Source organism: Virgibacillus alimentarius, assembly GCF_017874635.1.
Lineage (GTDB): Bacteria > Bacillota > Bacilli > Bacillales > Amphibacillaceae > Virgibacillus_B > Virgibacillus_B alimentarius.
The window spans coordinates 39,150-59,831 of the sequence record NZ_JAGIKX010000015.1; the positions used below are offsets into that span (position 1 = coordinate 39,150).

Here is a 20,682-nt window from a genome sequence, read left to right on the forward strand (position 1 = left end):
AAATGTATAAAGGATATGGTCATGAATGCTTTTTTATACAGGTTTACTTTTTTTAGTCATTGCTGTTAGTGTAGATGGATTCAGTGTTGGAGTTACGTATGGAATGCGCAATATTCGTGTGCCTTTCTTTGCTCTAAGCATCATTATGATCTGTTCAGGTATTGTTGTTTCTCTCTCAATGACAGTAGGGAGTATTCTAGGATCAGTCATTTCTCCGCACCTAGCTGACAATATCGGCGGGATTATTTTAATTTTACTTGGATGTTTTTCATTTTTTAATATCATTCGGTCGAAAAAAGAAAGTAACCCAACAGAAAGCATTCCTGAAGCTACTAAAAAACTCCATCATTTTAAAACAGTTTTAAAGACTCCAGACAAAGCAGATATAGATAAATCAGGAACAATCTCTGCCGGTGAAGCACTAATACTTGGCGCAGCACTCGCTTTAGATGCTTTCGGAGCTGGGATAGCAGCAGCAATTATAGGTTATTCACCTTTTTTAACTTCAATCTTTATCGCATTAATGAGTGGCGCATTCCTTTTTTGTGGCTTAAAAATAGGTATGATTCTTTCAAAGAATAAAGCAATGCAAAAGATGACCTTTATACCGCCGCTTCTTCTCATTTTAATCGGTACCATGAATATTTATTAAAAATAAGACTGATTGTGTTTAACAAATCAGTCTTATTTTGGTATCAACAAATGCTATGAATAAATAATATTTTTCCTTATAACGCTTTAACAGATCCACCATCGACAATTAATGATTGACCAGTTATATATGTGTTTGCTCCAGAAGCCAAAAACACAACTACTTTTGCAAATTCCTCTGGTTGACCATATCTTCCGATTGGAATATTCTGTTCCGCATCGTTCTTAATGCTTTCTTCAGATACCCCTTGCTGCTTTGCTTTAATCTTATTCAAATCTAAGATTCTGTCTGTTTCAATAACGCCTGGTCCTACAGTGTTAATTAAAATATTATCCTGACTTAATTCTTGAGCCAACGTTTTTGCTAGGCCAACAATTCCAGGGCGCATTGTATTCGATAAAACCAAATTATCCAGTCTCTGTTTGATGGATGATGAGGCAATATTAACGATATGTCCGCATTGTTGCTTTTGCATATGAGGATGTGCTGCCCTTATAGTTCTTACAAAGCTAAGTAAGTTTAATTCAAATGCATGGTACCAATCGTCATCCTTCATATCTAAAAATTTCCCAGCAGGAGGTCCACCCGCATTATTTATTAAAACGTCAACAGTTCCGTTCCATTTAGATGCTTTATCTACCATCGCCTTTATGGCATGGGCATCTTTCATATCGCAAACAACATAATCTACATGCTCATTGTTAGTTTCTTGTTTTATTGCAGTAACGGTATGCTGCAGTGTTTCTTGTTGACGGCTAGCCAATAGAACGCTAGCCCCTTCACGTGCGAATTCAGTTGCAATTGCTCGACCAATTCCCTTGCTCGCAGCTGTAACAATAACTGATTTTCCATTTAAATGTAAATCCATTTTAAGGCATCCTCTCTCTTTACATTTCATCTATACTCTACTGTACAATATTTCTCTGAGATTCATGATTTGATTCATGTTGCTTTCCTAGTTTATCCCATGGAATCACATTCTCCAGAATTAATGAAAGTGTTATTCCTACAAGTAAACCATTGCTTATTAGAGGTCTTATCGTATTCGGCAGTGTTTCAAAATAACTCGCAGGCATCGTCATAATAATAATACCTACAAAAAGCGGAATAGCTGTCCGATATACATTGATTGTATTGAAATGGACATGTTTAAAAAAGTCCCATGATGAGTTAAATAATTGCAAATAAGCTACAAATAATACCGCACTTCCGATACTCAGCGGTAATAAAGAAAAGAAAGCACCGATCTGAGGGATAATCCCCATGATAAAAAACATAAATCCACCGATGATAAACGGTATTCTTTCAATTATTCCAGTCTGACGAAGAAAACCAATAGAAGAGACATATGGAGCATAAGGAACTAGCCCCAGCAAACCAGCAAGACAAGTAAAAATTCCGGTTATTGTAAAAGAGTTACGGTACTGTTTATCATCTGTATCTGTTTTATACATAGCATCTGTACCTTTTAATGCTCCAAATGTATTTGCCGTATTTAACAGACCTGTTAATACAGCAGTTAAAATAATTCCCATATCCCACGTGGGCTTTCCTAGTGGAAATAACTTAAAATCTAACGATGTTTCCGGATTAATTGATGCATCTGATCCGAAAATAAACACATAAGCAATCCATCCAATAATAATGCCAATCAGCAATCCATATTTTCGAATATTTGCTGATGCTTTAACACTAATAATGATGACAAAAGCCGCTACTATAATAGACAATAATGAAATAGACACGTGAATATGGCCAGATTCTGCTGGATTACCAAAAGGGATACCAAGCATTCCTTTCATAAAAATAGAAATTAATTGGCAGCCAAACAAAAACATAAACACACCCATCACTGATGAGTTGAAAAGCCCAGATAAATTGGACCCTAATCCGGTCAATCCAATGACAATCGTGATTATTCCTGATATAATAACTCCTACTGCCAAGCTTCCGCCTAAAACGGAGAGAGGCATCTCTTGCGCAGCAGCAGCTACAACAAGTGTTAAAAATACGCCCCACCATAAACCGGATTGTCCTTCCATAATTGCACGTTTATGTCCTAATACAGCTTGAGCAATACAAGCAACTCCAGTAACAATAAACGATAATTGTAATAAGGAAACAATCGTGTTTTGTTCTAAATCAAAAGCTGCGCCTACAGTTATTGGAATAACTACAATATTAGTGAAAATAAAAAAAAGCCACTGTAATCCCGCAATCCAGTTACTTGATTTTAAAAGCTCCTTCATTCATACCGAACTCCTGCCCTTTATTAGAAAAAAGCCTATTTTCAAACATTTTAGTTTTCAAAGAATGTTTAGCTATTCAATAATAGTATAAAAAATCCTTTAGAGTGTCAATAAAATCCAATATTTGACGTACCATATTGACAAAAGGGAGTTTATTATGGTATATTAAAATAATTGAGTAACTAATAAGTTATTTTGGCATTCTACGTAATGTTTTTAAAGATACTTATTCACACTGGCGCGACTGAGGGGTCGCAAGGACGTATGAGCAGGAAGGGCTTACGTTGCTTAAGTTAGAGAACATCCAGTGGAACATAGACCGCGGTAAAGTGAAATTTTAATGAAGTACAAAAATTTCCAACCCAAATTGGGTTAAATAATAAAATGATTCTTATGTGTTACTTTATAAATCAAAGGGGTATCCTTATAATGGGTACCCCTTTTCCAATATATATAGAAAGAAGGATCGGGCATGAGTAATTTACTAGGTACAATTCAAACAATGACTGTTAATCGAAAAATTGAAACAGGATATGTTTTAAAAAGGAAAACAATGGAGGCACTTTTACATCATAATGAAGCTAAAAGCGAACTGGCAATTGACCAAAAAATTGATGTCTTCTTGTATCAGAACAAAAAGAAACAACTGATTGCAACAACCTATTTGCCTGCTATTCAAATTGATATCTATGGTTGGGCAAAAGTAATTGAAGTCATTGATGGGCTTGGTGTATTCGTTAATATAGGAACAACAAAAGAAATGCTCGTGTCAATTGATGATCTTCCATTGATTGAAGATGTATGGCCTAAGCCCGGTGATAAGCTCTACGTTACTTTAGGTAATGATCGAAAAGGTCGTTTACTCGCTATTCCAGCTACAGAGAAAATTTTTGCAAGCGAATGGAATTTTGCTTCACATGAACTTTTAAATAAATCAGTTAAGGGGCGTGTCTATCATACAAGCAGAGAAGGATCAGCGATAATTACAGAGGATGGCTACCGTGGATTTATTCATTATACAGAAAGAAAAATCGAACCAAGACTCGGTCAATTAGTTGAAGGGCGGGTTATTGACGTAAAGGATGATTGTACAATAAATGTCTCTTTACGCCCATTAAAACAGCATAGCATGTATGAAGATGCTGATATGATTTTAATAAAGCTGGAAGAAAATAATGGTGTGATCCCGTTTAGTGATAAAAGTGATCCAGAAGACATTCGCGAAACATTTAATATTAGTAAAGCAGCCTTGAAGCGAGCACTGGGCAAATTAATGAAAGAGGGTAAAATAGAGCAGCGTGGTGGGTATACATATTCCATCAAAAAAACAAAAGAATAACCTATAAAAAAAGAGCGAGATGGTGGTTACTTAGAGTTTTGATTATGCAGCTGATTGGCTGGATTGAGTTCGGTATTCGACTGGACTTAATCCAGCCAATTTCTCTTTTGATCGTTCATGGTTGTACCAGTAAATGTATTCTTCAACCCGTCTTTTTAATTCTGCATCTGGATTTTCTCGGTCAAAATTTTTCACATGGTAATGGTATGTTGCTTCTGGGGTGCCCACGACAAGGAGAACATCTTTTAATCGGAACCCTTCTTCTTTGAGTTCGAATGCCACTTTTGCTTGTGCTTTTCGTGGAAGGCACTCTGATTTTCCCGAAAAGCTCTCAACTTTTTTAAGTATGCATTTTCTAGTCTTAGTAATTCATTCTCTCGTTCTAATTCTTCTTCACGCGTAAGTTTTTTCTCTTCGTTTTTCTTTTTGTTTGGTTTTTTAGACATAGAGGGTCGCCCCTTTGACTTTGGATTCAGGCCTTCTATCCCTTGTTCATTAAATGTTTTCATCCAACGGTGAATTAATGAAGGATTATTTAATCGAAATTGTTCAGCAGTTTCCTGATAAGAAGCACCCGTCTCTAACATAAATTGTATCGCATCTAATTTAAATTGTATCGCATCTAATTTAAATTGAACAGAGTACACTTCCTTCACTTTTCTTCGTTCTAACCCCTTCATCCCTTGTGTTTTATAGACTCTTACCCAATCTTGTAATGGTGTTTGAGAGGGCATATTGTATTTCTTCGCTAATAATTTATATCCAAGATTTCCATACAAATACTCGGTAACAAACTTTATTTTAAATTCCCCACTATACTTGGCCATAAAAAACACCCCCAAAAGTTAGTTTTCTACTCTAACTTTTGGGGGTCGGTACCCGATCATCGCTCTTTTTTATGCCTTTGCATTTTGAAATGAATCCAAAATAGCTGTAATGATTAGACCAATTGCAGCTGCGAATAGAGAAGCGATTCCCCATCCACCTAAACCTGCCCCCATAATTTCTACTTTACCAAAAGTTGCAAACAAGAGTAGTATTAAACCAGCTGCAAAAAATACCGCACCTGGGATATAGCTCATAAATTTCTCTTTCGGTGTCGCTTTAAGAAGAATAAAGCTAAGAACAAGGGATGCTACGGTTAAAATGGCTCCTATTGTTAACACAGATTGAATCATGGTATCACCTCATATGTCTTATATATAATTACATTCCTTTATCTAGTTTACAATTGACTTAATACAAAGTCAATGAAACTTATCTTCTTTTACAGGAGATATTGTCCAGTGACGCACATTCGCATAACTATAATTATTAATTTTTTAGAATTTTCAACTAGATGTGTGAATACACTATAGTAACTCGAAATGAGGGCGATGTAAATGTATTGTTTACGCATACTCTATTTTAACCAAAGGAGGCTATTTTTATGAAAAAAAGTCTAATTTGGCAAATTGTAATAGCATTTATTCTTGCAATTATCACAGGTTTGATTTTTGGCGAAAAAACATATTACATACAACCACTAGGAGACTTATTCTTACGTTTGATTAAGTTTATTATCATTCCATTAATTCTTTCGACCATTATCGTTGGCGTAACCAGTTCAGGTGATATTAAAAGATTAGGGCGCTTAGGCGGAAAAACAATTATCTTCTATTTATTATCTAGTTTAATCGCTATTTCTATTGGTTTATTGGCAGGCTATATTTTTTCTCCGGGGACAGGAACAGACCTTAAGCTTTCCAAAGCAGTTGAAACACCCGCTGAAACAGAGGGGGTTGTGCAGACCTTACTCAATATTATACCTACAAACCCAATTGAATCCTTAGCAAGTGGTGATGTGTTGCAAATTATCTTCTTCGCAATATTTATAGGGATAGGCATAACAATCGTTGGTGAAAAAGCAAAAGGAGTTCAGCAATTTTTTGATGGATTTGCCGAGATCATGTATAAGATAACTGGTATTATTATGTCACTTGTTCCGATTGGTATATTTGGCCTGCTTGCCCCGATAGTCGGTGAATATGGTCTTGCTGTTTTAATGCCACTTATTAAGCTAATTCTTGCAATGCTTGTTGCATGTTTAATTCATGCAGGGCTTTTCTATTCCTTCGCTGTTAAAACATTTGGGATGATGAATCCGCTTCAATTTTTCAAAGGCATCTTTCCTGCTGCAGCAGTCGCCTTTAGCACAAGTAGTAGTGCGGGCACTTTACCTGTAACGATGAAGAATACACAGGAAAATTTAGGTGTATCTAAAGAAACAAGCAGTTTCATACTGCCATTAGGTGCTACGATAAACATGGATGGTACTGCGATCTATCAAGGGATTACCGTTGTTTTTATTGCTCAATATTTCGGAACTACGTTAACGTTCTCTCAGCTATTGATGGTAGCATTGATTGGAACACTTGCATCCATTGGTACAGCAGGGGTGCCTGGAGCAGGATTAATTATGCTGACGATGGTCCTAGCAGCAGTGAATTTGCCATTAGAGGGGATTGCATTAATTGCCGGGATTGATCGGATATTGGATATGATGCGTACATCTATAAATATTACTGGTGATGCATCTGCAAGTCTTATAGTAGAAGCATCCGAAAATAAAAGACAAAAGCCAGCATCATATCTTAAATGAAAAATTAAAAAAACCAACTAACAAATATCCTTATTTTGTGGTAAAATCGTTCATAAAATTAAAACGATGCACAAAAGGGGATCATGATGACAGCATATAAACTACTTTTACTGGATATTGATGGAACTATTTTAAAACCTGACCACTCTTACTCTGAATCAACAAAAGAAGCAATTTCTCAATTACAGCATCAAAATATGGAAGTTTCTTTGGCTACTGGACGCCCGCTCCATGAAATAAAAGACCTTGCTAAAGAATTAAATATTACCTCCATGATCGGATACAACGGTGCTTTTGCTATTTATAAAGACAATATTATTATTAACGAACCAATGGCTGGGAACCTAGTTAAAAAATACCTTGATATTGCCAAAAGGAATGGCCATGAAATGGTTTTATATACAAATGAGAAAAATTATTTTACTTCATTAGACAAACCGGTTGTTCAAAAATTTATTGAAACGTTTCAACTTAGGTATAATGAACTTTTCACAGAAAATGTTATGAATAATATCTTAGGTATCACAGTTATGAATGTACCTAAGGGCCAAGCCTCACTTTATGAATTAGATACAAACTTGCATCTTTCACGAGTGAATCTAAAAGGGGTTGAAGGAAGTTACGATGTAATCCGAAACAATGTTAATAAAGGCACTGCTACCGAAAAGGTACTTACTCATTTAGAGATTTCGAAAGAACAAGCAATTGCCTTTGGGGATGGTATGAATGATAAAGAAATGTTAAATGCGGTCGGAAATGGCTTTGCCATGGAAAATGCCCCTCCAGAGCTTATTCCTTATGCAACCTATACAACGACGTCCGTCTTAGACTCGGGAATATTTAATGGCCTCAAAAAGCTTGGGATCGTAAACTGATAAAAGTCAGGTAAGAACACCTGACTTTTTCCATTCATTATTTTGATATAATTGTTCCTGCTTTTTCTTCTATTGCAAGTCCAGCTTGGTCTAATGAACAAATGATAGATTTCCCACCTTGCTCTGCAAACTTAATTGCAGACTCCATTTTCGGTGCCATGCTACCGGCTGAAAAATGGCCTTCCTTTATATATTGTTTTGCCTCTTCCAAAGTAATTGCTCCCAACGCCTTTTCATTTGGTTTTCCATAATTAATATAGGCGTTTGGTACATCCGTTAAAATCATAAATTTATCTGCCTTCACTTCTGCAGCTAATTTAAAACCACTTCGATCCTTATCGATAACAGCCTCTATTCCTTGGAATGTACCATCCTCATTTTTAACTACTGGAATACCTCCTCCTCCAGAAGCAATAACTATGGCATTAGCATCTGTTAATGTTTTGATGACCTCCGAACCTAAAATGGACTCCGGTTTTGGTGAAGCAACAACCCTTCTCCATCCACGTCCTGCATCTTCTTTTACAACCCAATTCTTCTTATCAGCTAACTGCTTTGCTTCGTCCTCTGAATAAAAGACCCCAATTGGTTTCGTCGGGTTCTGAAATGCTACATCGTCTTTTGAAACTTGCGTTTGTGTCAACATACTCACAACTTGATTTTTCAATCCCATTCTTTGCAACGTATTCTTAAGTGCTTGGTCAATCATATAACCGATAAACCCTTGCGATTCTGCACTACATACATCTAAAGGAAAAGGTGGTATAACATCTTTAGCTTCTTCATGTTGAAGTAAGATATTACCCACTTGAGGACCATTACCATGCGTAATAATCACACGATGCCCTTTCTTTACGATTTGAGCAATCATTTCTGTGCTATGGTGCACATTATTTAATTGATTTTCATAATTTGCTTCCTGCTTTGGCTGCAGTATTGCGTTTCCACCTAATGCTATAAGTATCTTTTCAGACATGTCTTTTCCCCTTCCATTGTATTTCTGCAAGATATGACAAATAATTTTTCTCTTTTAAAACGTATTTAGGAAAGAGAAAATGATATCGAAATATTTTTTCAAAAAATTTAATACTCCTACTTTGTGAAGAGCCTTTTATTTTAGTCTTATCCAACATTATAGCATATCTATTACTATGTTATGTACAGTGAATAACGTTGCTATAGACCCATTCATACTTCATTTGATAAGCTATAGAAGATGAAAGGCGGTGGTCAATTGAGAAAAAATTCTCGTCCAATTATTATAGCTACTTGGGTTGGAATTATTGCTAATGCATTACTTACAGTGATGAAGGGAATTGGTGGAGTAATTGCGGGAAGTCGTGCGCTTTTGGCGGATGCCGTCCATTCTGCTTCAGACATCGCTGGATCAATTGTTGTTCTATTTGGTGTAAAAATTGCAATTAAGCCACCGGATGAGGAACACCCTTATGGACATGGGAAAGCGGAGAATATCGCTTCGATTATTGTAGCGCTATTACTACTTGTCGTTGGGATCGAAATTAGTATTTCCTCTATAAAAACGTTTTTTGGAGAGACACCATCCGCCCCTAGGAAATTAGCACTTATTATCATTATAATTTCTATCCTAGTAAAAGAAGCCCTCTTTCATTACAAGCATTATTTAGGTAAAAAATACACCAGCTCTGCTCTAATTAGTGAAGCTTGGCACCATCGTTCAGACTCCCTGTCATCGTTTGCTGCTTTACTTGGGATTGGGAGTGCAATGTTGGGTGAGTACTATCACCTCCCCTTTCTTATCTACGGAGACGCAATCGCTGGAATTATAGTATCTCTTATTGTAATCAAAGTGGGATACGATCTTGCCAAAGAATCTTCTAACATTATGATGGAAAAAGTACTTGATAAGAAAGATGCAATGAACTACAGACAAACGGTTAAAGAAATTAATGGTGTCCTTCATATCGATCAAATGTACGCACGTACGCATGGGAGTTATGTTGTGATTGATATTAAAGTCAGCGTTGATTCTGAACTTACAGTTAAAGCAGGACATGATATTGCGAAAGAAATTAAACAAACACTTCTGACAAAGTATAACGATATTGAAGATGTCCTTGTTCATATAAATCCATATAATAAAGAGTAATCAATGGTTCTTTCCTAAGAAAGGGCCATTTTATTTAAAATACTGAAATATTGATATATTCTTAATGGTATTCCATAATATATAATAGAAAAATAAAAAGGGAGTGTAGCCAATGAATAGCTTATTCCGAAAAAAAGAAGAATGGTTTACATTTTATGATGGAAAAGGAAACCCAATAGAACGAAAGACAGAAATACGTTATGATCCGCTTACAGAAGAATCATCTCGTATTGTTTTTGATCCTGGTATGTCTCTAACACCCCCGGACTATACAGAAGCTGCAAAACAAACATCAGGAAAAAACTGCCCATTTTGCCCTGAAAACGTACATAAACTTACACCCACTTTTCCTAAAGAAATTGCAGAGAACGGAAGAATTTCTCATGGGCAATCAATCGTCTGTCCTAACTTATTTCCTTATAGCAAGCATAATGGAGTCGTTATTTTTTCCGAAGATCATTATGTTCCTCTTTCTGATTTTACAAACTCTATGATAAAGGATGCATTTACAGCCGCACAAACTTATATTAAACAAGTAATGACAGTTGAAAAAAAACCATTATTCGCTTCAATCAACTGGAATTACTTGCCGTATTCAGGAGGAAGCATTCTTCATCCGCATTTACACGTCATCGTTTCAGAATCTGCAACAAATTATCAAAGACTTATGGAAACAAAAGCAAGAGAATTTACAAAAACACATAATAAAGAATATTTTACCTATCTCTATGAAACAGAAAAAAAGGAAGGAACACGCTGGATTGGGGAAAAAGGAAATATAGCTTGGATGCACGCCTACGCTCCAAAAGCACACAACGATTTTATAGCTGTTTTTCCTAACAAAATCTCATTTCAAGATATAAAAGAAAAAGACTGGGATGACTTTGCTCAAGGTCTGCAAGCTATACTTGCAACATTAGACGAGCAAGGACTTGCAAGCTTTAATATGATGCTGAATTTCTCAAAAGAAGCAACTCCTATTCATGCACGTCTTACACCACGTCTTACGCTTGGTGACCTTCATACCAGTGACATAAATTTTTTCCAAATGCTTCAAGAAGAACCATTAACATATAAGATACCAGAAGATATCGCAGAAAAGGCTCGCATACATTTTTCAAACATAAATTAAAGTTTCCTAGTAGGGGCTTGCCTTCCCCTACTAAATTTTCAGTACTTATGTTATTTTGTCTGTTCTATGGGGATGGGGCATTGATAAACAGTAACTGACTTACATGATTAGTAGGTGCTGGAATATGTTAAATTGGTATTTCGGTAATATTGTTTGCATCACATCAACCATTATCTTGTTAAAGTAATTAAATCTTATGAAAGTTTATTTCCATTTCCCTATTAAAAAGCTACCAATAATTTGTTGTACAGTTATTATACACCAAAATAATATGTCTAATAACAAAAATAAAAAGATGAACGTGTAAGGAATTGGACTTTTGTTGTTTATCCCGAAAGTGCGCCTGAAAATTGGCGTGAAATAGTTAGTGAACTGCGTACACCTTGGATTGAAAGTCCGTTACATGATAAAGATGTTAACCCAGATGGAGAACTTAAAAAAGTCCATTGGCATGTAATGATGATGTTTCCAGGGAATAAGAGCTTTAAACAAATTGAATCTTTAACAAAGAAATTGAATGCTCCTGTTCCGCAAAAAGTTGCAAATACAAAAGGTATGATTCGGTATTTTGCACATATGGAAATATCAATACAACAAAAATGATATTGTTGCTCATTGTGGTGCTGATCTAAGTCAGTTGTTAGAAGTTACAAAGATTGAAAGATATACATTGATACGTGAAATGATGAAGTTTGTTCGAGATAATAATATTATAGAGATGATGGATTTATTAGATTATGCAATGGAAGAAAGGTTTACGGACTGGTTTCCGTTGCTTTGTGATAACTCTGCCTACATCATGGATTCATACATAAAATCGAATAGGTATAGAACCGAGGGGAATGAAAGAAATGACCGATAAATTAAAGGAATTTGAGAAAAAAGTGCAAAATGCAGACAATGCCCCATTGATTGATTCGCTTATAGACCATGCGAAAAAAGCAGATGAAAACATTGATTACTACGAAGCCACAAAGATTATAAAACATGAAATCCTGAAGCGGTTGAAAAATCAATAATGTTCTTCCGCAAACGACCCAGATTGTTATACAAATTTTATCAGATGCAATTCAGCTTATAGAGTTAAAGTAAGGAGGAACTAAAAGATGAAAAAAATAACTGTTATATATTTCTTGTTGTTTCTTATTATTTTAACTGGGTGTAATAGCATAAAATCGAATGATCAAAATATTACGGAGGAAAAGGCAAAGCAAATAGTTATAGATTAACGCTCAAGAGAGTGTTGTGGTGACGCGGAAATTATAACAATAATTTCTAAAACCAATAAATATATAATCCAATGGGAAATTGACTCCCTTAAAGAGGAGGGAACAGATAGCATTCATAAGAAAACTAGTAAAATAAAAGCGATTGAATCGACTCGCGGTACCTGCAAGATTAAATAGTGTGGCTTATTCAGCTAAACCAGCTAATAGTTGTCAATATTTTTCTGTGAAAAATATAGAACTTACATGATATACTAAAATTGGGTATGCCAAATAACCTTCCTTTACTTAACTGGAAGAATTTGCACTATTTACCTAAGATTGCTATTTAAGCTACATCTTCAAAAGGTGTTTTATTTTTTAATAATGCATAAATCCAATGTAAAAGCTTATTCGCACAAGCAATAACAGCTACTCTAAAGGGTTTTCCTTCTTCACGTTTCTTGTCGTAAAAATCTCTTAGTCTTTTATTTCTAGGGATAATTTCATCACCTGATTTTTGTTTACGGGAATCCCTTATACCGCATTGTACAGCCATAAATAGTGCTTGTCTCAATCTGCTGGATCCTCTTTTGGTGATACGGTTTATAGAAGCAGTAAACCTGCCAGAAGAGTATACACTAGGATCTATTCCAGCGAAGGCAACTAGCTTTTTAGGGTGATTAAACCGTTCTATTTCTCCGATTTCGGAAATGATTGTTGCCGCAATCTTTTCTCCAATACCAGGGATAGACTGGATAATCTGATATTCTTCAATTTCTTTTGCGAGGGCTTCTATTTCTACTGCTAATTTTGATAGATGCTCTTATATTGAAGAACAATGTTGATAAACATTTTTAGGTTAAAGATATGACTTTGGTACAAATTGTTTTGAAACGGATTCCGCAATGCAGCTTCTCTCAGTTTTAGTGCTTTTTCTGCGGCCCATTTCTCTGAGCGCCTTGTACATAATTCTGAGATTTTATCTGTTAGCGCAGACTCACTCACACATAAAACGTCTTCTGAAGTTGGGAAATGTAATAGAGTCTGTAAAGATACTTTTGAATAGAGATTGTTAAAGACACCTCTGTATTCAGGAAATACCTGATCTAAAATTGACTGTAACTGCAACTTTGTTTGTGCGGCGGTGCTTGAAATATTTTCTTGCTGCCTTGTAAGATACGAAGGTTTAGGAGTTGAATCCCTCTCTTTTTATGCGGCTCTAACTCCTCTTTATAATATAATTGACATAGATGATAGGCATCGATTGCGTCAGTCTTTACCTTCCGTAAATTTGTACTTTTAGATCGATGAGAAATGAGGGGGTTAACAATAATATAGACATATTGCTGTTCCTCTAAAAATTCAATAACAGGAGTATGATAATGTCCCGTTGATTCTAAAATAACCGAAGGTTGCTTTCCGTCAGCCAATTTCTCAATATCTTTTAGAAATTCTAATAAACTTCCTAAACCATCTAGAGTATGTTTAACACTAAAGCTCTTACGATATGGCTGATTCTTATCTAAAAAGGCTTGAACCTGGCTTTCTCCTTTGGAAACATCCAAACCTACAACTGGATTCATATTTAAATCTCCTCCTCAAAAAAGTAATAAATTAGTCGGTAACCCCTAAAGCTGCTTGTAATGTCATAGGTTCTCTTGTTAAACGGGATCATTGTCCCAACCAGCCCAAAACATGTTTATACAAGTAGGGGGTGAACAGTTTTGCGGACGGGATCAAGTCCCACGGGCGCTACGTTCTACCCCGACTACCGTTATAATACGACCCTATAAGAAAAGGTCAACCAGAAATATCTGGTTAACCTTATATTACGAACGGGCGCGTTTGTTGAAGAAAAGATACGAGAGATTTTTCTTGTATCTTTTTTATTTTGAGTGGTTTTGTCCGCTAAACTAAAATACCGAAAGCGTGCTATTTTTAGTTTTGCTGAGTACGGCTTTCGGTACGAAAATTGCAGCGGACAAAATGGAAATTAGCAAGGGTTTAAGGTGGAGATTTTTTGAGCGAACTTCTCAAAAAATACTACCTGTCCTTTGCTAATTTTTAAACGGGCACGAGAGCAAAACCCCCCTTTTGCTGCTACCGGATACAATATTTATTCCACGATGTGCTCATGATGGATGCCAAACATCCAGATAACAAAGAATATTTTTAGTAATTTGATTCAATAAGAAAACGCCTACACACCTAGATGTATAAGCGTTTAAGAGGGATGGAGCATATCGGGCTTGAACCGATGACCTCTTGCGTGCCACGCAAGCACTCTCCCAACTGAGCTAATGCCCCATATTATTATTTTTTCGATCCAAATTATATTATATAATGTTTTATTAAAAATAGTCAAGGTGTAAGCGAAAAAATATTGATCTAATGCATTTTGAAGACAGTTTAAAACTGCCTTCAAAATATAATTCATTGTATTCATTACATATCATGCGATGCACCTTTGTTTTGACGCGAATGATTTCTATTTTTGACTTTTTTTGAACCATCAAGTGGCTCTCCATATGGTTGCTGCGGGCTTCGTGGTAGATTAGGATGTTCCTGCTGTTTCGGACCTTTTGGTTTTCCACCCATGCTTATTCCTCCTTTTCTCCATTATATAGATAGCTTTAAACCCATGAGGTGCATTTATTCATGTTTTACACAAACACTAAACTTTATGGGGCATTGATTTTTTAAATGTATAATTGCTTATTTAGTGGGCTATACTAACAATAAATATTGTTCGATTGCGCTATAAATAACTTTTAAAGGTTATCGTCTTGAACTATTCAGCAGAACAAAATAACAATAAATGTGATAATTACACTTGGAGGAATGAAAGATGAACACAGGTAAAGTAAAATGGTTTAATGCAGAAAAAGGCTTCGGTTTTATAGAAGTTGAAGACGGAGATGACGTATTTGTACATTTCTCCGCAATTCAAGGAGAAGGCTTTAAAACTTTAGACGACGGTCAAACAGTTACCTTTGAAATTGAAGAAGGTGCTCGTGGGCCACAAGCAGTAAATGTTATAAAACAATAGCAAAAAAGTTTCTCCTGATTTAGGAGAAACTTTTTAGTTTTAAACGAAGAAAGGCTATATCACAGGGAACAGATCATTCCCTTATGATATAGTCTTTTGATGTAGCTTAGTTTGTAAATGCATCCGTTAATTTTGTAACAATTTGCTTTTTGCGTGAAACGACCCCTTTTAAAAATGCACGGTTATTAACTAGTGTTTCACCAAACGCTTTTTCAACATTATTCTTTGCATTCCCCATCGCAAGTACTTCTGAATCATTGTTTAAAATATCTGTTACAACAAACAAAAATAACGCCAGATCTTTTTCCTTCACAATATTTTCAATTTCAGCTTCTATATCTGTTTGCATTTCATAGATCTCGCTGGCATCAACCGTGTTTATTTGAGCAATCTCTACGTTTGCACCATCAAGAGAGAAATTTTTGGCATCCATGGTAAGTAATTCTCTAATTGATTTATCACTTAAATCTGCTCCGGCTTTCAGCATTTCAAGTCCATACGTTTCTAGATTTACCCCTGCGATTTCTGCTAATTCGTAGGCTGCATCTACATCCTCTTTTGTACAGGTTGGTGATTTTAGTAATAAAGAATCGGAAATAATAGCCGACAATAATAGACCAGCTATGTCTTTTGAAACTTCAATATTATTTTCTTTATACATTTTATTTAAAATAGTAGCTGTACAGCCAACTGGCTCTGCACGAAAATATAACGGTTCTTTTGTTTCGAAATTTGAAATACGGTGATGATCAATCACCTCAGAAATACGTAAGTCTTGTATATTGTCAACACTTTGCTGAAATTCATTATGATCGACCAAAATAATATCCTTTATATCATTATCTACCGATTCGATATATTTTGGTGCCTCTTTTTTAAAATAATCCAAAACAAATTGTGTTTCTTTATTAACTTCCCCAAGCCTTGCCGGCTCAGCATTAACTCCTAATTTGTTTTTTAAGTCAGCATAGGATAAAGCTGAACAAATCGAATCCGTATCTGGATTTTTATGACCGATAATTAATGTCTTTTCCATAGCTATTCTCCTTCATATACCCCACTTTATTTATTGATAATACTCTACATACAAGGTTACCATAAATAATTACGTATTGGATAGCAATTTACATGGTATTCCTTCTCTGATGATTTTCATAAGCTTATACATTTCAAATTTTATCATAACGATGACCGTAAATTAAAGCAATACTAAACGATTTATTTTACATTTAGGATAATCGCTTTTATCATTTTAGGCGTAGAAGACTCCATACAATTATAATATTTCCTCTAAACAAACACTATTGTGGTATAATGAGAACAAACATTCCTGTTAACGAGGGTGAAGACATGTTGGTCAATAAAACATATAAATTTCTTATCCGCCTAAATCAAAAAAACAAAGATGTTGAGAAACTTGCATTACGTGACAGGAATGGTCCAAAATGCAATACATGATTGAGATATTAACACAAGTATAAACCTTCGTAATGAAGCGAATCGATTAACTACAGTAACCGAACCCCCACTTCAATTAGACCGTGAGGTGGAATAAGTGGTGGGTGACTCAAAGTAAACATAATAATAGGGGGAAATGAGAGATGATCAATCAATTAAATGGTATGAGGCAGATGTATATATGAATAAATATGTTGTAATTGGAGCCGGTATACTTGGTGCAACAACAGCATATCAGCTCGCTAAGACCGGAGCAGATGTTATAGTGATCGACCGTAAGGACAAAGGACAGGCAACAGACGCTGCAGCTGGCATTATTTGTCCTTGGCTATCTCAACGACGGAACAAAGCATGGTACCATCTCGCGAAAAATGGTGCACGCATCTATCCGAAACTGATCGAATCTCTTGTTCAGGATGGAGAAACAGATGTTGGATACCATCGTGTAGGTGCAATTAGTATTCATACGGATGAAAAGAAACTCGTAGCAATGAAGGAACGAGCATTAAAACGACGTGAAGAAGCTAGTGAAATAGGCGATGTTACATTGTTAAATCAAGAGGAAACCAAAGAATTATTTCCTCTTTTATCAGATGAATATCGTTCGGTACATATAAGCGGTGCTGCACGGGTTGATGGACGTGCACTTCGAAACGCTCTATTAAATGCTTCTAAAAAGCATGGAGCAAAAATAATCCAAGGCGATGCTAGTCTTTTATTTGAGAAAACTAACATTACTGGTGTTATCGTAAATAATCATAAAATATTTGCAGATACCGTCATAGCAGCTTCAGGAGCATGGATGAGCGATTTGATTAAACCTTTAGGCATAAATTTTATTGTTACAGCCCAAAGAGCACAAATCATGCATATTCAAATGCCCAACGTAAACACAAGAAACTGGCCTGTAGTAATGCCTCCGAATAATCAATATTTATTATCCTTTGACGACCGGATCGTTGTTGGTGCCACACATGAAAATGATGTCGGCTTTGATTATCGCATTACTGCTGGCGGTTTAGAGGAAGTTTTGACAAAAGCATTACAAGTTGCACCAAATTTAGCAACAGGAACCGTACTGGAAACAAGGGTTGGTTTCAGACCATTTACCCCCGGTTCTTTACCAGTTATAGGATCCCTCCCAGGCTATACTGGGCTTCTGCTTGCCAATGGACTAGGGGCCACTGGACTTACAATGGGTCCATATATAGGAAACGAACTTGCTAAATTAGCGCTTGGGAAAGAACTAGACATCGATATTGCTGACTACAATATAACTGAGGCAATCCAGTAAAATAACATTAAGAAAATGTGAACCAATGAGGGATATGCCTTCGTTAGTTTTAAGGGATCATGACTTTTAAATTGGAAGGTTGATATTTACAGTTGTCGTTAGATTTGATAATCTTAATTTAGATGCTAAAGGAGGGTTGCAGTTGAAAGGAAAAGTCGCTATTTTTATCATAATCGCTTTTACCATTATAGCTTTAATCATAACATGGTTCTGGTTACAAGATGTTATAACAGAATACGATTTAGATACATCTCAACCCTCTGAATCTAATGAATGGAGTACCTCTACTAATTCTGTGGATATTGATACTTCGTTTCCACTACATACGATGTAAATACATCAAAAATCCCTATTTCACTACTTTATTAGTGAAATAGGGATTTTTGTTTGCTATGTTTAGAATAATAATAGGGAAGTTGTTTATTTAACAGCGGATGCCTGAGAAACGTTCTTTTTCTCTCCCACTTTTTGAATATAAGCACTAGATTTTAAAAAAGTGTACTGGAAAATGGGGCTCTGAATGAATGTGAAAATAACAGTAAAAATAAAAACAGGGCCGCCTAAAAGAAGACCGATTAATAAAATAAGACTCTCCGTTATAATTCGTATTTTTCTAATAGATATATTTAATCTTTCAGATATGGATAACATGAAGCCATCCCTCGGCCCTGAACCCACACCTGCTGCATTATATATTCCTCCCCCAATTCCCATTACGACAATGCCTGTAATTATAAATAAAATATCTATCCAAGAATGTATCGCACTAGGAAGAAAATCCAGCCATAAAAAGAAGTCGACAAATAAACCAACCATAAATGCATTTAAAAAAGTTCCAATTTTAATGTGATTTTTATCCATTATCCAAGTAATCACAATCAATAGTGCACCTATAATTATTGCCCACGAACCAATTGATAAACCAATTTTTTCATAAAGTACCACATTTAAAACATCCCATGGATGAATGCCTAAATACTGCACCTTAATAGTCATCGTGATTCCTAAAGAAAAAATGATCATTCCAATCAAAAATATAGCCCAACGAAAGACAATCAAATAAATCCCTTCTCTCTGTAAATTCATTCTGTGGGATATAAATATGAAATGCAAGAATATTCCTTTATCTTTATTATAAAAAATGTATATATTTTAGAGCCAAGAAAGAGAAGCTAGTTACTGAATGTACAAAAAAAACGCTCTAGTTAGATTACTAGAAACGTTCGAAATTAATTTATAATCTATTTCCGATACCAGTGGCCGGGATCGAACCGGCACTCCGTAAGGAACGTGATTTTGAGTCACGCGCGTCTGCCAATTCCGCCACACTGGCATATAAAATACGATAATTTGGAGGCGGCAACCGGATTTGAACCGGTGATAAAGGTTTTGCAGACCTCTGCCTTACCACTTGGCTATGCCGCCATTTTAATAAAGTCTTGGAGCGGAAGACGGGATTCGAACCCGCGACCCCCACCTTGGCAAGGTGGTGTTCTACCACTGAACTACTTCCGCGGTAATGGCTGGGCTACTAGGATTCGAACCTAGGCTACACGGGATCAAAACCCGATGCCTTACCGCTTGGCTATAGCCCAATGATTATGGGGCGACCGGTGGGGATCGAACCCACGAATGCCGGAGCCACAATCCGGTGCGTTAACCACTTCGCCACGACCGCCATATAAAATAAATGACAGGGGTAGTAGGATTCGAACCCACAGCGACGGTTTTGGAGACCGTAGTTTTGCCCTTAAACTATACCCCTATATAATAGAATGGTGGAGGGGGGCAGATTCGAACTGCCGAACCCAGAGGGAGCGGATTTACAGTCCGCCGCGTTTAGCCACTTCGCTACCCCTCCATAATTAAAAGATAAGAAAATGCTAAAATGGTGGCTCGGGACGGAATCGAACCGCCGACACAAGGATTTTCAGTCCTTTGCTCTACCGACTGAGCTACCGAGCCTTTTTTATATTTTGGTTAAGTATTTCTAATGAAAATATATGTATAAGTCTTATAAAGTGGCGGTCCGGACGGGACTCGAACCCGCGACCTCCTGCGTGACAGGCAGGCATTCTAACCAACTGAACTACCGGACCAATTTGGTTGCGGGAGCAAGATTTGAACTTGCGACCTTTGGGTTATGAGCCCAACGAGCTACCAGACTGCTCCATCCCGCGATATAATATTAAATTACAGTTTCATGGTGGAGGATGCAGGGTTCGAACCTGCGACCCCTTGCTTGTAAGGCAAGTGCTCTCCCAGCTGAGCTAATCCTCCAATAAAGTAGTTTGATGACCCGTACGGGATTCGAACCCGTGTTACCGCCGTGAAAGGGCGGTGTCTTAACCGCTTGACCAACGGGCCAATCTATGTAATGTGGCGGAGAGCGAGGGATTTGAACCCTCGAGGCCGCGTGAACGGCCTACACGATTTCCAATCGTGCTCCTTCGGCCACTCGGACAGCTCTCCATGGCTCCACAGGTAGGATTCGAACCTACGACCGATCGGTTAACAGCCGATAGCTCTACCGCTGAGCTACTGTGGAATGGGTTTAAAATCGCCTGGCGGCGTCCTACTCTCACGGAGGCAAAGCCTCAACTACCATCGGCGCTGGAGAGCTTAACTACTGTGTTCGGTATGGGAACAGGTGTGAC

At 36.6% G+C, this 20,682-nt stretch carries 20 protein-coding genes, 15 tRNA genes, 1 rRNA gene and 3 pseudogenes; 13 read left to right on the plus strand and 26 right to left on the minus strand.

Features of this window, described 5'->3' with window-relative positions; genetic code table 11:
• Positions 1–25 precede the first annotated feature (25 nt).
• Complete coding sequence (gene ytaF / locus J2Z81_RS09040; protein ID WP_226371202.1) at positions 26–652, plus strand: sporulation membrane protein YtaF; 627 nt, start codon at positions 26–28, stop codon at positions 650–652.
• 76 nt (positions 653–728) lie between these two features.
• Here the strand turns inward: ytaF and J2Z81_RS09045 are convergent, their stop codons facing one another.
• The gene (locus J2Z81_RS09045; protein WP_029268267.1) at positions 729–1,520 is read right to left on the minus strand and encodes an SDR family oxidoreductase; all 792 of its coding nucleotides are present in this window, start codon (positions 1,518–1,520) and stop codon (positions 729–731) included.
• Between the two features lie 37 nt (positions 1,521–1,557).
• Entirely contained in the window at positions 1,558–2,901 is a 1,344-nt protein-coding gene (locus tag J2Z81_RS09050) for a uracil/xanthine transporter (protein ID WP_038221045.1), read from the minus strand.
• Between the two features lie 472 nt (positions 2,902–3,373).
• Here J2Z81_RS09050 and J2Z81_RS09055 point away from each other — a divergent pair, with 472 nt between their 5' ends.
• Entirely contained in the window at positions 3,374–4,240 is an 867-nt protein-coding gene (locus J2Z81_RS09055) for a CvfB family protein (RefSeq protein WP_029268265.1), read from the plus strand.
• Between the two features lie 42 nt (positions 4,241–4,282).
• Here J2Z81_RS09055 and J2Z81_RS15825 read toward each other — a convergent pair.
• The 3 genes and pseudogenes from J2Z81_RS15825 to J2Z81_RS09070 form a co-directional block, all read right to left on the minus strand.
• Positions 4,283–4,396 (minus strand): annotated as a pseudogene (locus J2Z81_RS15825) (IS3 family transposase); the annotation flags it as partial.
• An 89-nt stretch (positions 4,397–4,485) separates the two neighbouring features.
• Positions 4,486–5,067, minus strand: coding sequence for a transposase (locus J2Z81_RS09065; RefSeq protein WP_226371203.1), 582 nt, complete (start codon positions 5,065–5,067; stop codon positions 4,486–4,488).
• Positions 5,068–5,136: 69 nt separating this feature from the next.
• The gene (locus J2Z81_RS09070; RefSeq protein WP_029268260.1) at positions 5,137–5,418 is read right to left on the minus strand and encodes a hypothetical protein; all 282 of its coding nucleotides are present in this window, start codon (positions 5,416–5,418) and stop codon (positions 5,137–5,139) included.
• Between the two features lie 251 nt (positions 5,419–5,669).
• On the opposite strand from J2Z81_RS09070, the gene J2Z81_RS09075 reads away from it, so the two are divergent.
• Together J2Z81_RS09075 and J2Z81_RS09080 are read left to right on the plus strand one after the other, a co-directional pair.
• Entirely contained in the window at positions 5,670–6,881 is a 1,212-nt protein-coding gene (locus tag J2Z81_RS09075) for a dicarboxylate/amino acid:cation symporter (protein WP_226371204.1), read from the plus strand.
• Between the two features lie 86 nt (positions 6,882–6,967).
• Positions 6,968–7,756, plus strand: a complete 789-nt coding sequence (locus J2Z81_RS09080) for an HAD family hydrolase (protein ID WP_029268258.1) — start codon at positions 6,968–6,970, stop codon at positions 7,754–7,756.
• A 37-nt stretch (positions 7,757–7,793) separates the two neighbouring features.
• Here the strand turns inward: J2Z81_RS09080 and arcC are convergent, their stop codons facing one another.
• On the minus strand, positions 7,794–8,732 hold the full coding sequence (gene arcC, locus J2Z81_RS09085) for a carbamate kinase (protein ID WP_029268256.1): 939 nt from the start codon (positions 8,730–8,732) through the stop codon (positions 7,794–7,796).
• A 258-nt stretch (positions 8,733–8,990) separates the two neighbouring features.
• On the opposite strand from arcC, the gene J2Z81_RS09090 reads away from it, so the two are divergent.
• The 6 genes and pseudogenes from J2Z81_RS09090 to J2Z81_RS16220 all read left to right on the plus strand — a co-directional run bounded on the left by J2Z81_RS09090 (position 8,991) and on the right by J2Z81_RS16220 (position 12,245).
• On the plus strand, positions 8,991–9,884 hold the full coding sequence (locus J2Z81_RS09090) for a cation diffusion facilitator family transporter (protein ID WP_226981305.1): 894 nt from the start codon (positions 8,991–8,993) through the stop codon (positions 9,882–9,884).
• A 112-nt stretch (positions 9,885–9,996) separates the two neighbouring features.
• Positions 9,997–11,016 carry a hypothetical protein gene (locus tag J2Z81_RS09095; RefSeq protein WP_029268253.1) on the plus strand — a complete coding sequence of 340 codons (1,020 nt, stop codon included), beginning with the start codon at positions 9,997–9,999 and terminating at the stop codon, positions 11,014–11,016.
• A gap of 351 nt (positions 11,017–11,367) precedes the next feature.
• A pseudogene (locus J2Z81_RS16210) lies at positions 11,368–11,619 on the plus strand (Rep family protein); the annotation flags it as partial.
• Entirely contained in the window at positions 11,585–11,878 is a 294-nt protein-coding gene (locus J2Z81_RS16215; RefSeq protein ID WP_390337289.1) for a hypothetical protein, read from the plus strand. The pseudogene J2Z81_RS16210 and the gene J2Z81_RS16215, both read left to right, overlap by 35 nt.
• Positions 11,868–12,035 (plus strand): hypothetical protein, encoded by a 168-nt coding sequence (locus tag J2Z81_RS09105; protein ID WP_226371206.1) that lies wholly within the window; start codon positions 11,868–11,870, stop codon positions 12,033–12,035. The genes J2Z81_RS16215 and J2Z81_RS09105 overlap by 11 nt, the downstream gene beginning before the upstream one ends.
• Before the next feature lie 87 nt (positions 12,036–12,122).
• Positions 12,123–12,245: a lipoprotein gene (locus J2Z81_RS16220; protein WP_226371207.1), complete on the plus strand. Its 123-nt coding sequence runs from the start codon at positions 12,123–12,125 to the stop codon at positions 12,243–12,245.
• Between the two features lie 325 nt (positions 12,246–12,570).
• On the opposite strand, the pseudogene J2Z81_RS09115 reads toward J2Z81_RS16220, so the two are convergent.
• The 3 genes and pseudogenes from J2Z81_RS09115 to J2Z81_RS09125 all read right to left on the minus strand — a co-directional run bounded on the left by J2Z81_RS09115 (position 12,571) and on the right by J2Z81_RS09125 (position 14,822).
• Positions 12,571–13,807 (minus strand): annotated as a pseudogene (locus tag J2Z81_RS09115) (IS110 family transposase).
• A gap of 651 nt (positions 13,808–14,458) precedes the next feature.
• Positions 14,459–14,531 (minus strand) — tRNA-Ala (locus tag J2Z81_RS09120).
• A 138-nt stretch (positions 14,532–14,669) separates the two neighbouring features.
• Positions 14,670–14,822, minus strand: a complete 153-nt coding sequence (locus tag J2Z81_RS09125) for a small acid-soluble spore protein P (protein ID WP_029268249.1) — start codon at positions 14,820–14,822, stop codon at positions 14,670–14,672.
• 250 nt (positions 14,823–15,072) lie between these two features.
• Between J2Z81_RS09125 and J2Z81_RS09130 the strand changes: the two genes are divergently transcribed.
• A complete protein-coding gene (locus J2Z81_RS09130) occupies positions 15,073–15,273 on the plus strand; it encodes a cold-shock protein (protein ID WP_029268248.1) in 201 nt (66 codons plus the stop codon).
• 106 nt (positions 15,274–15,379) lie between these two features.
• Here the strand turns inward: J2Z81_RS09130 and J2Z81_RS09135 are convergent, their stop codons facing one another.
• Entirely contained in the window at positions 15,380–16,309 is a 930-nt protein-coding gene (locus J2Z81_RS09135; protein WP_029268246.1) for a manganese-dependent inorganic pyrophosphatase, read from the minus strand.
• Positions 16,310–16,912: 603 nt separating this feature from the next.
• On the opposite strand from J2Z81_RS09135, the gene J2Z81_RS09140 reads away from it, so the two are divergent.
• Together J2Z81_RS09140 and J2Z81_RS09145 are read left to right on the plus strand one after the other, a co-directional pair.
• Positions 16,913–18,025, plus strand: a complete 1,113-nt coding sequence (locus J2Z81_RS09140; protein WP_029268244.1) for an NAD(P)/FAD-dependent oxidoreductase — start codon at positions 16,913–16,915, stop codon at positions 18,023–18,025.
• A 142-nt stretch (positions 18,026–18,167) separates the two neighbouring features.
• Positions 18,168–18,359, plus strand: coding sequence for a hypothetical protein (locus tag J2Z81_RS09145; protein WP_029268242.1), 192 nt, complete (start codon positions 18,168–18,170; stop codon positions 18,357–18,359).
• Positions 18,360–18,445: 86 nt separating this feature from the next.
• Here J2Z81_RS09145 and J2Z81_RS09150 read toward each other — a convergent pair whose 3' ends face one another.
• The 16 genes from J2Z81_RS09150 to rrf all read right to left on the minus strand — a co-directional run.
• Positions 18,446–19,084 (minus strand): YczE/YyaS/YitT family protein, encoded by a 639-nt coding sequence (locus tag J2Z81_RS09150; protein ID WP_038221041.1) that lies wholly within the window; start codon positions 19,082–19,084, stop codon positions 18,446–18,448.
• A gap of 192 nt (positions 19,085–19,276) precedes the next feature.
• A tRNA-Leu gene (locus J2Z81_RS09155) sits at positions 19,277–19,358 on the minus strand.
• An 18-nt stretch (positions 19,359–19,376) separates the two neighbouring features.
• Positions 19,377–19,450, minus strand: a tRNA-Cys gene (locus J2Z81_RS09160).
• Between the two features lie 15 nt (positions 19,451–19,465).
• A tRNA-Gly gene (locus J2Z81_RS09165) sits at positions 19,466–19,540 on the minus strand.
• Between the two features lie 5 nt (positions 19,541–19,545).
• Positions 19,546–19,620 (minus strand) — tRNA-Gln (locus J2Z81_RS09170).
• A 7-nt stretch (positions 19,621–19,627) separates the two neighbouring features.
• Positions 19,628–19,703, minus strand: a tRNA-His gene (locus J2Z81_RS09175).
• A 16-nt stretch (positions 19,704–19,719) separates the two neighbouring features.
• A tRNA-Trp gene (locus J2Z81_RS09180) sits at positions 19,720–19,790 on the minus strand.
• A gap of 11 nt (positions 19,791–19,801) precedes the next feature.
• Positions 19,802–19,886, minus strand: a tRNA-Tyr gene (locus J2Z81_RS09185).
• A gap of 28 nt (positions 19,887–19,914) precedes the next feature.
• Positions 19,915–19,990: transfer RNA gene (locus tag J2Z81_RS09190), tRNA-Phe, on the minus strand.
• A gap of 57 nt (positions 19,991–20,047) precedes the next feature.
• A tRNA-Asp gene (locus J2Z81_RS09195) sits at positions 20,048–20,124 on the minus strand.
• 4 nt (positions 20,125–20,128) lie between these two features.
• Positions 20,129–20,205 (minus strand) — tRNA-Met (locus J2Z81_RS09200).
• 24 nt (positions 20,206–20,229) lie between these two features.
• Positions 20,230–20,305, minus strand: a tRNA-Val gene (locus tag J2Z81_RS09205).
• A 15-nt stretch (positions 20,306–20,320) separates the two neighbouring features.
• Positions 20,321–20,392 (minus strand) — tRNA-Glu (locus J2Z81_RS09210).
• Positions 20,393–20,405: 13 nt separating this feature from the next.
• Positions 20,406–20,497 (minus strand) — tRNA-Ser (locus J2Z81_RS09215).
• A gap of 1 nt (position 20,498) precedes the next feature.
• A tRNA-Asn gene (locus J2Z81_RS09220) sits at positions 20,499–20,573 on the minus strand.
• A gap of 14 nt (positions 20,574–20,587) precedes the next feature.
• Positions 20,588–20,682: ribosomal RNA gene (gene rrf / locus J2Z81_RS09225) — 5S ribosomal RNA — on the minus strand; the annotation flags it as partial.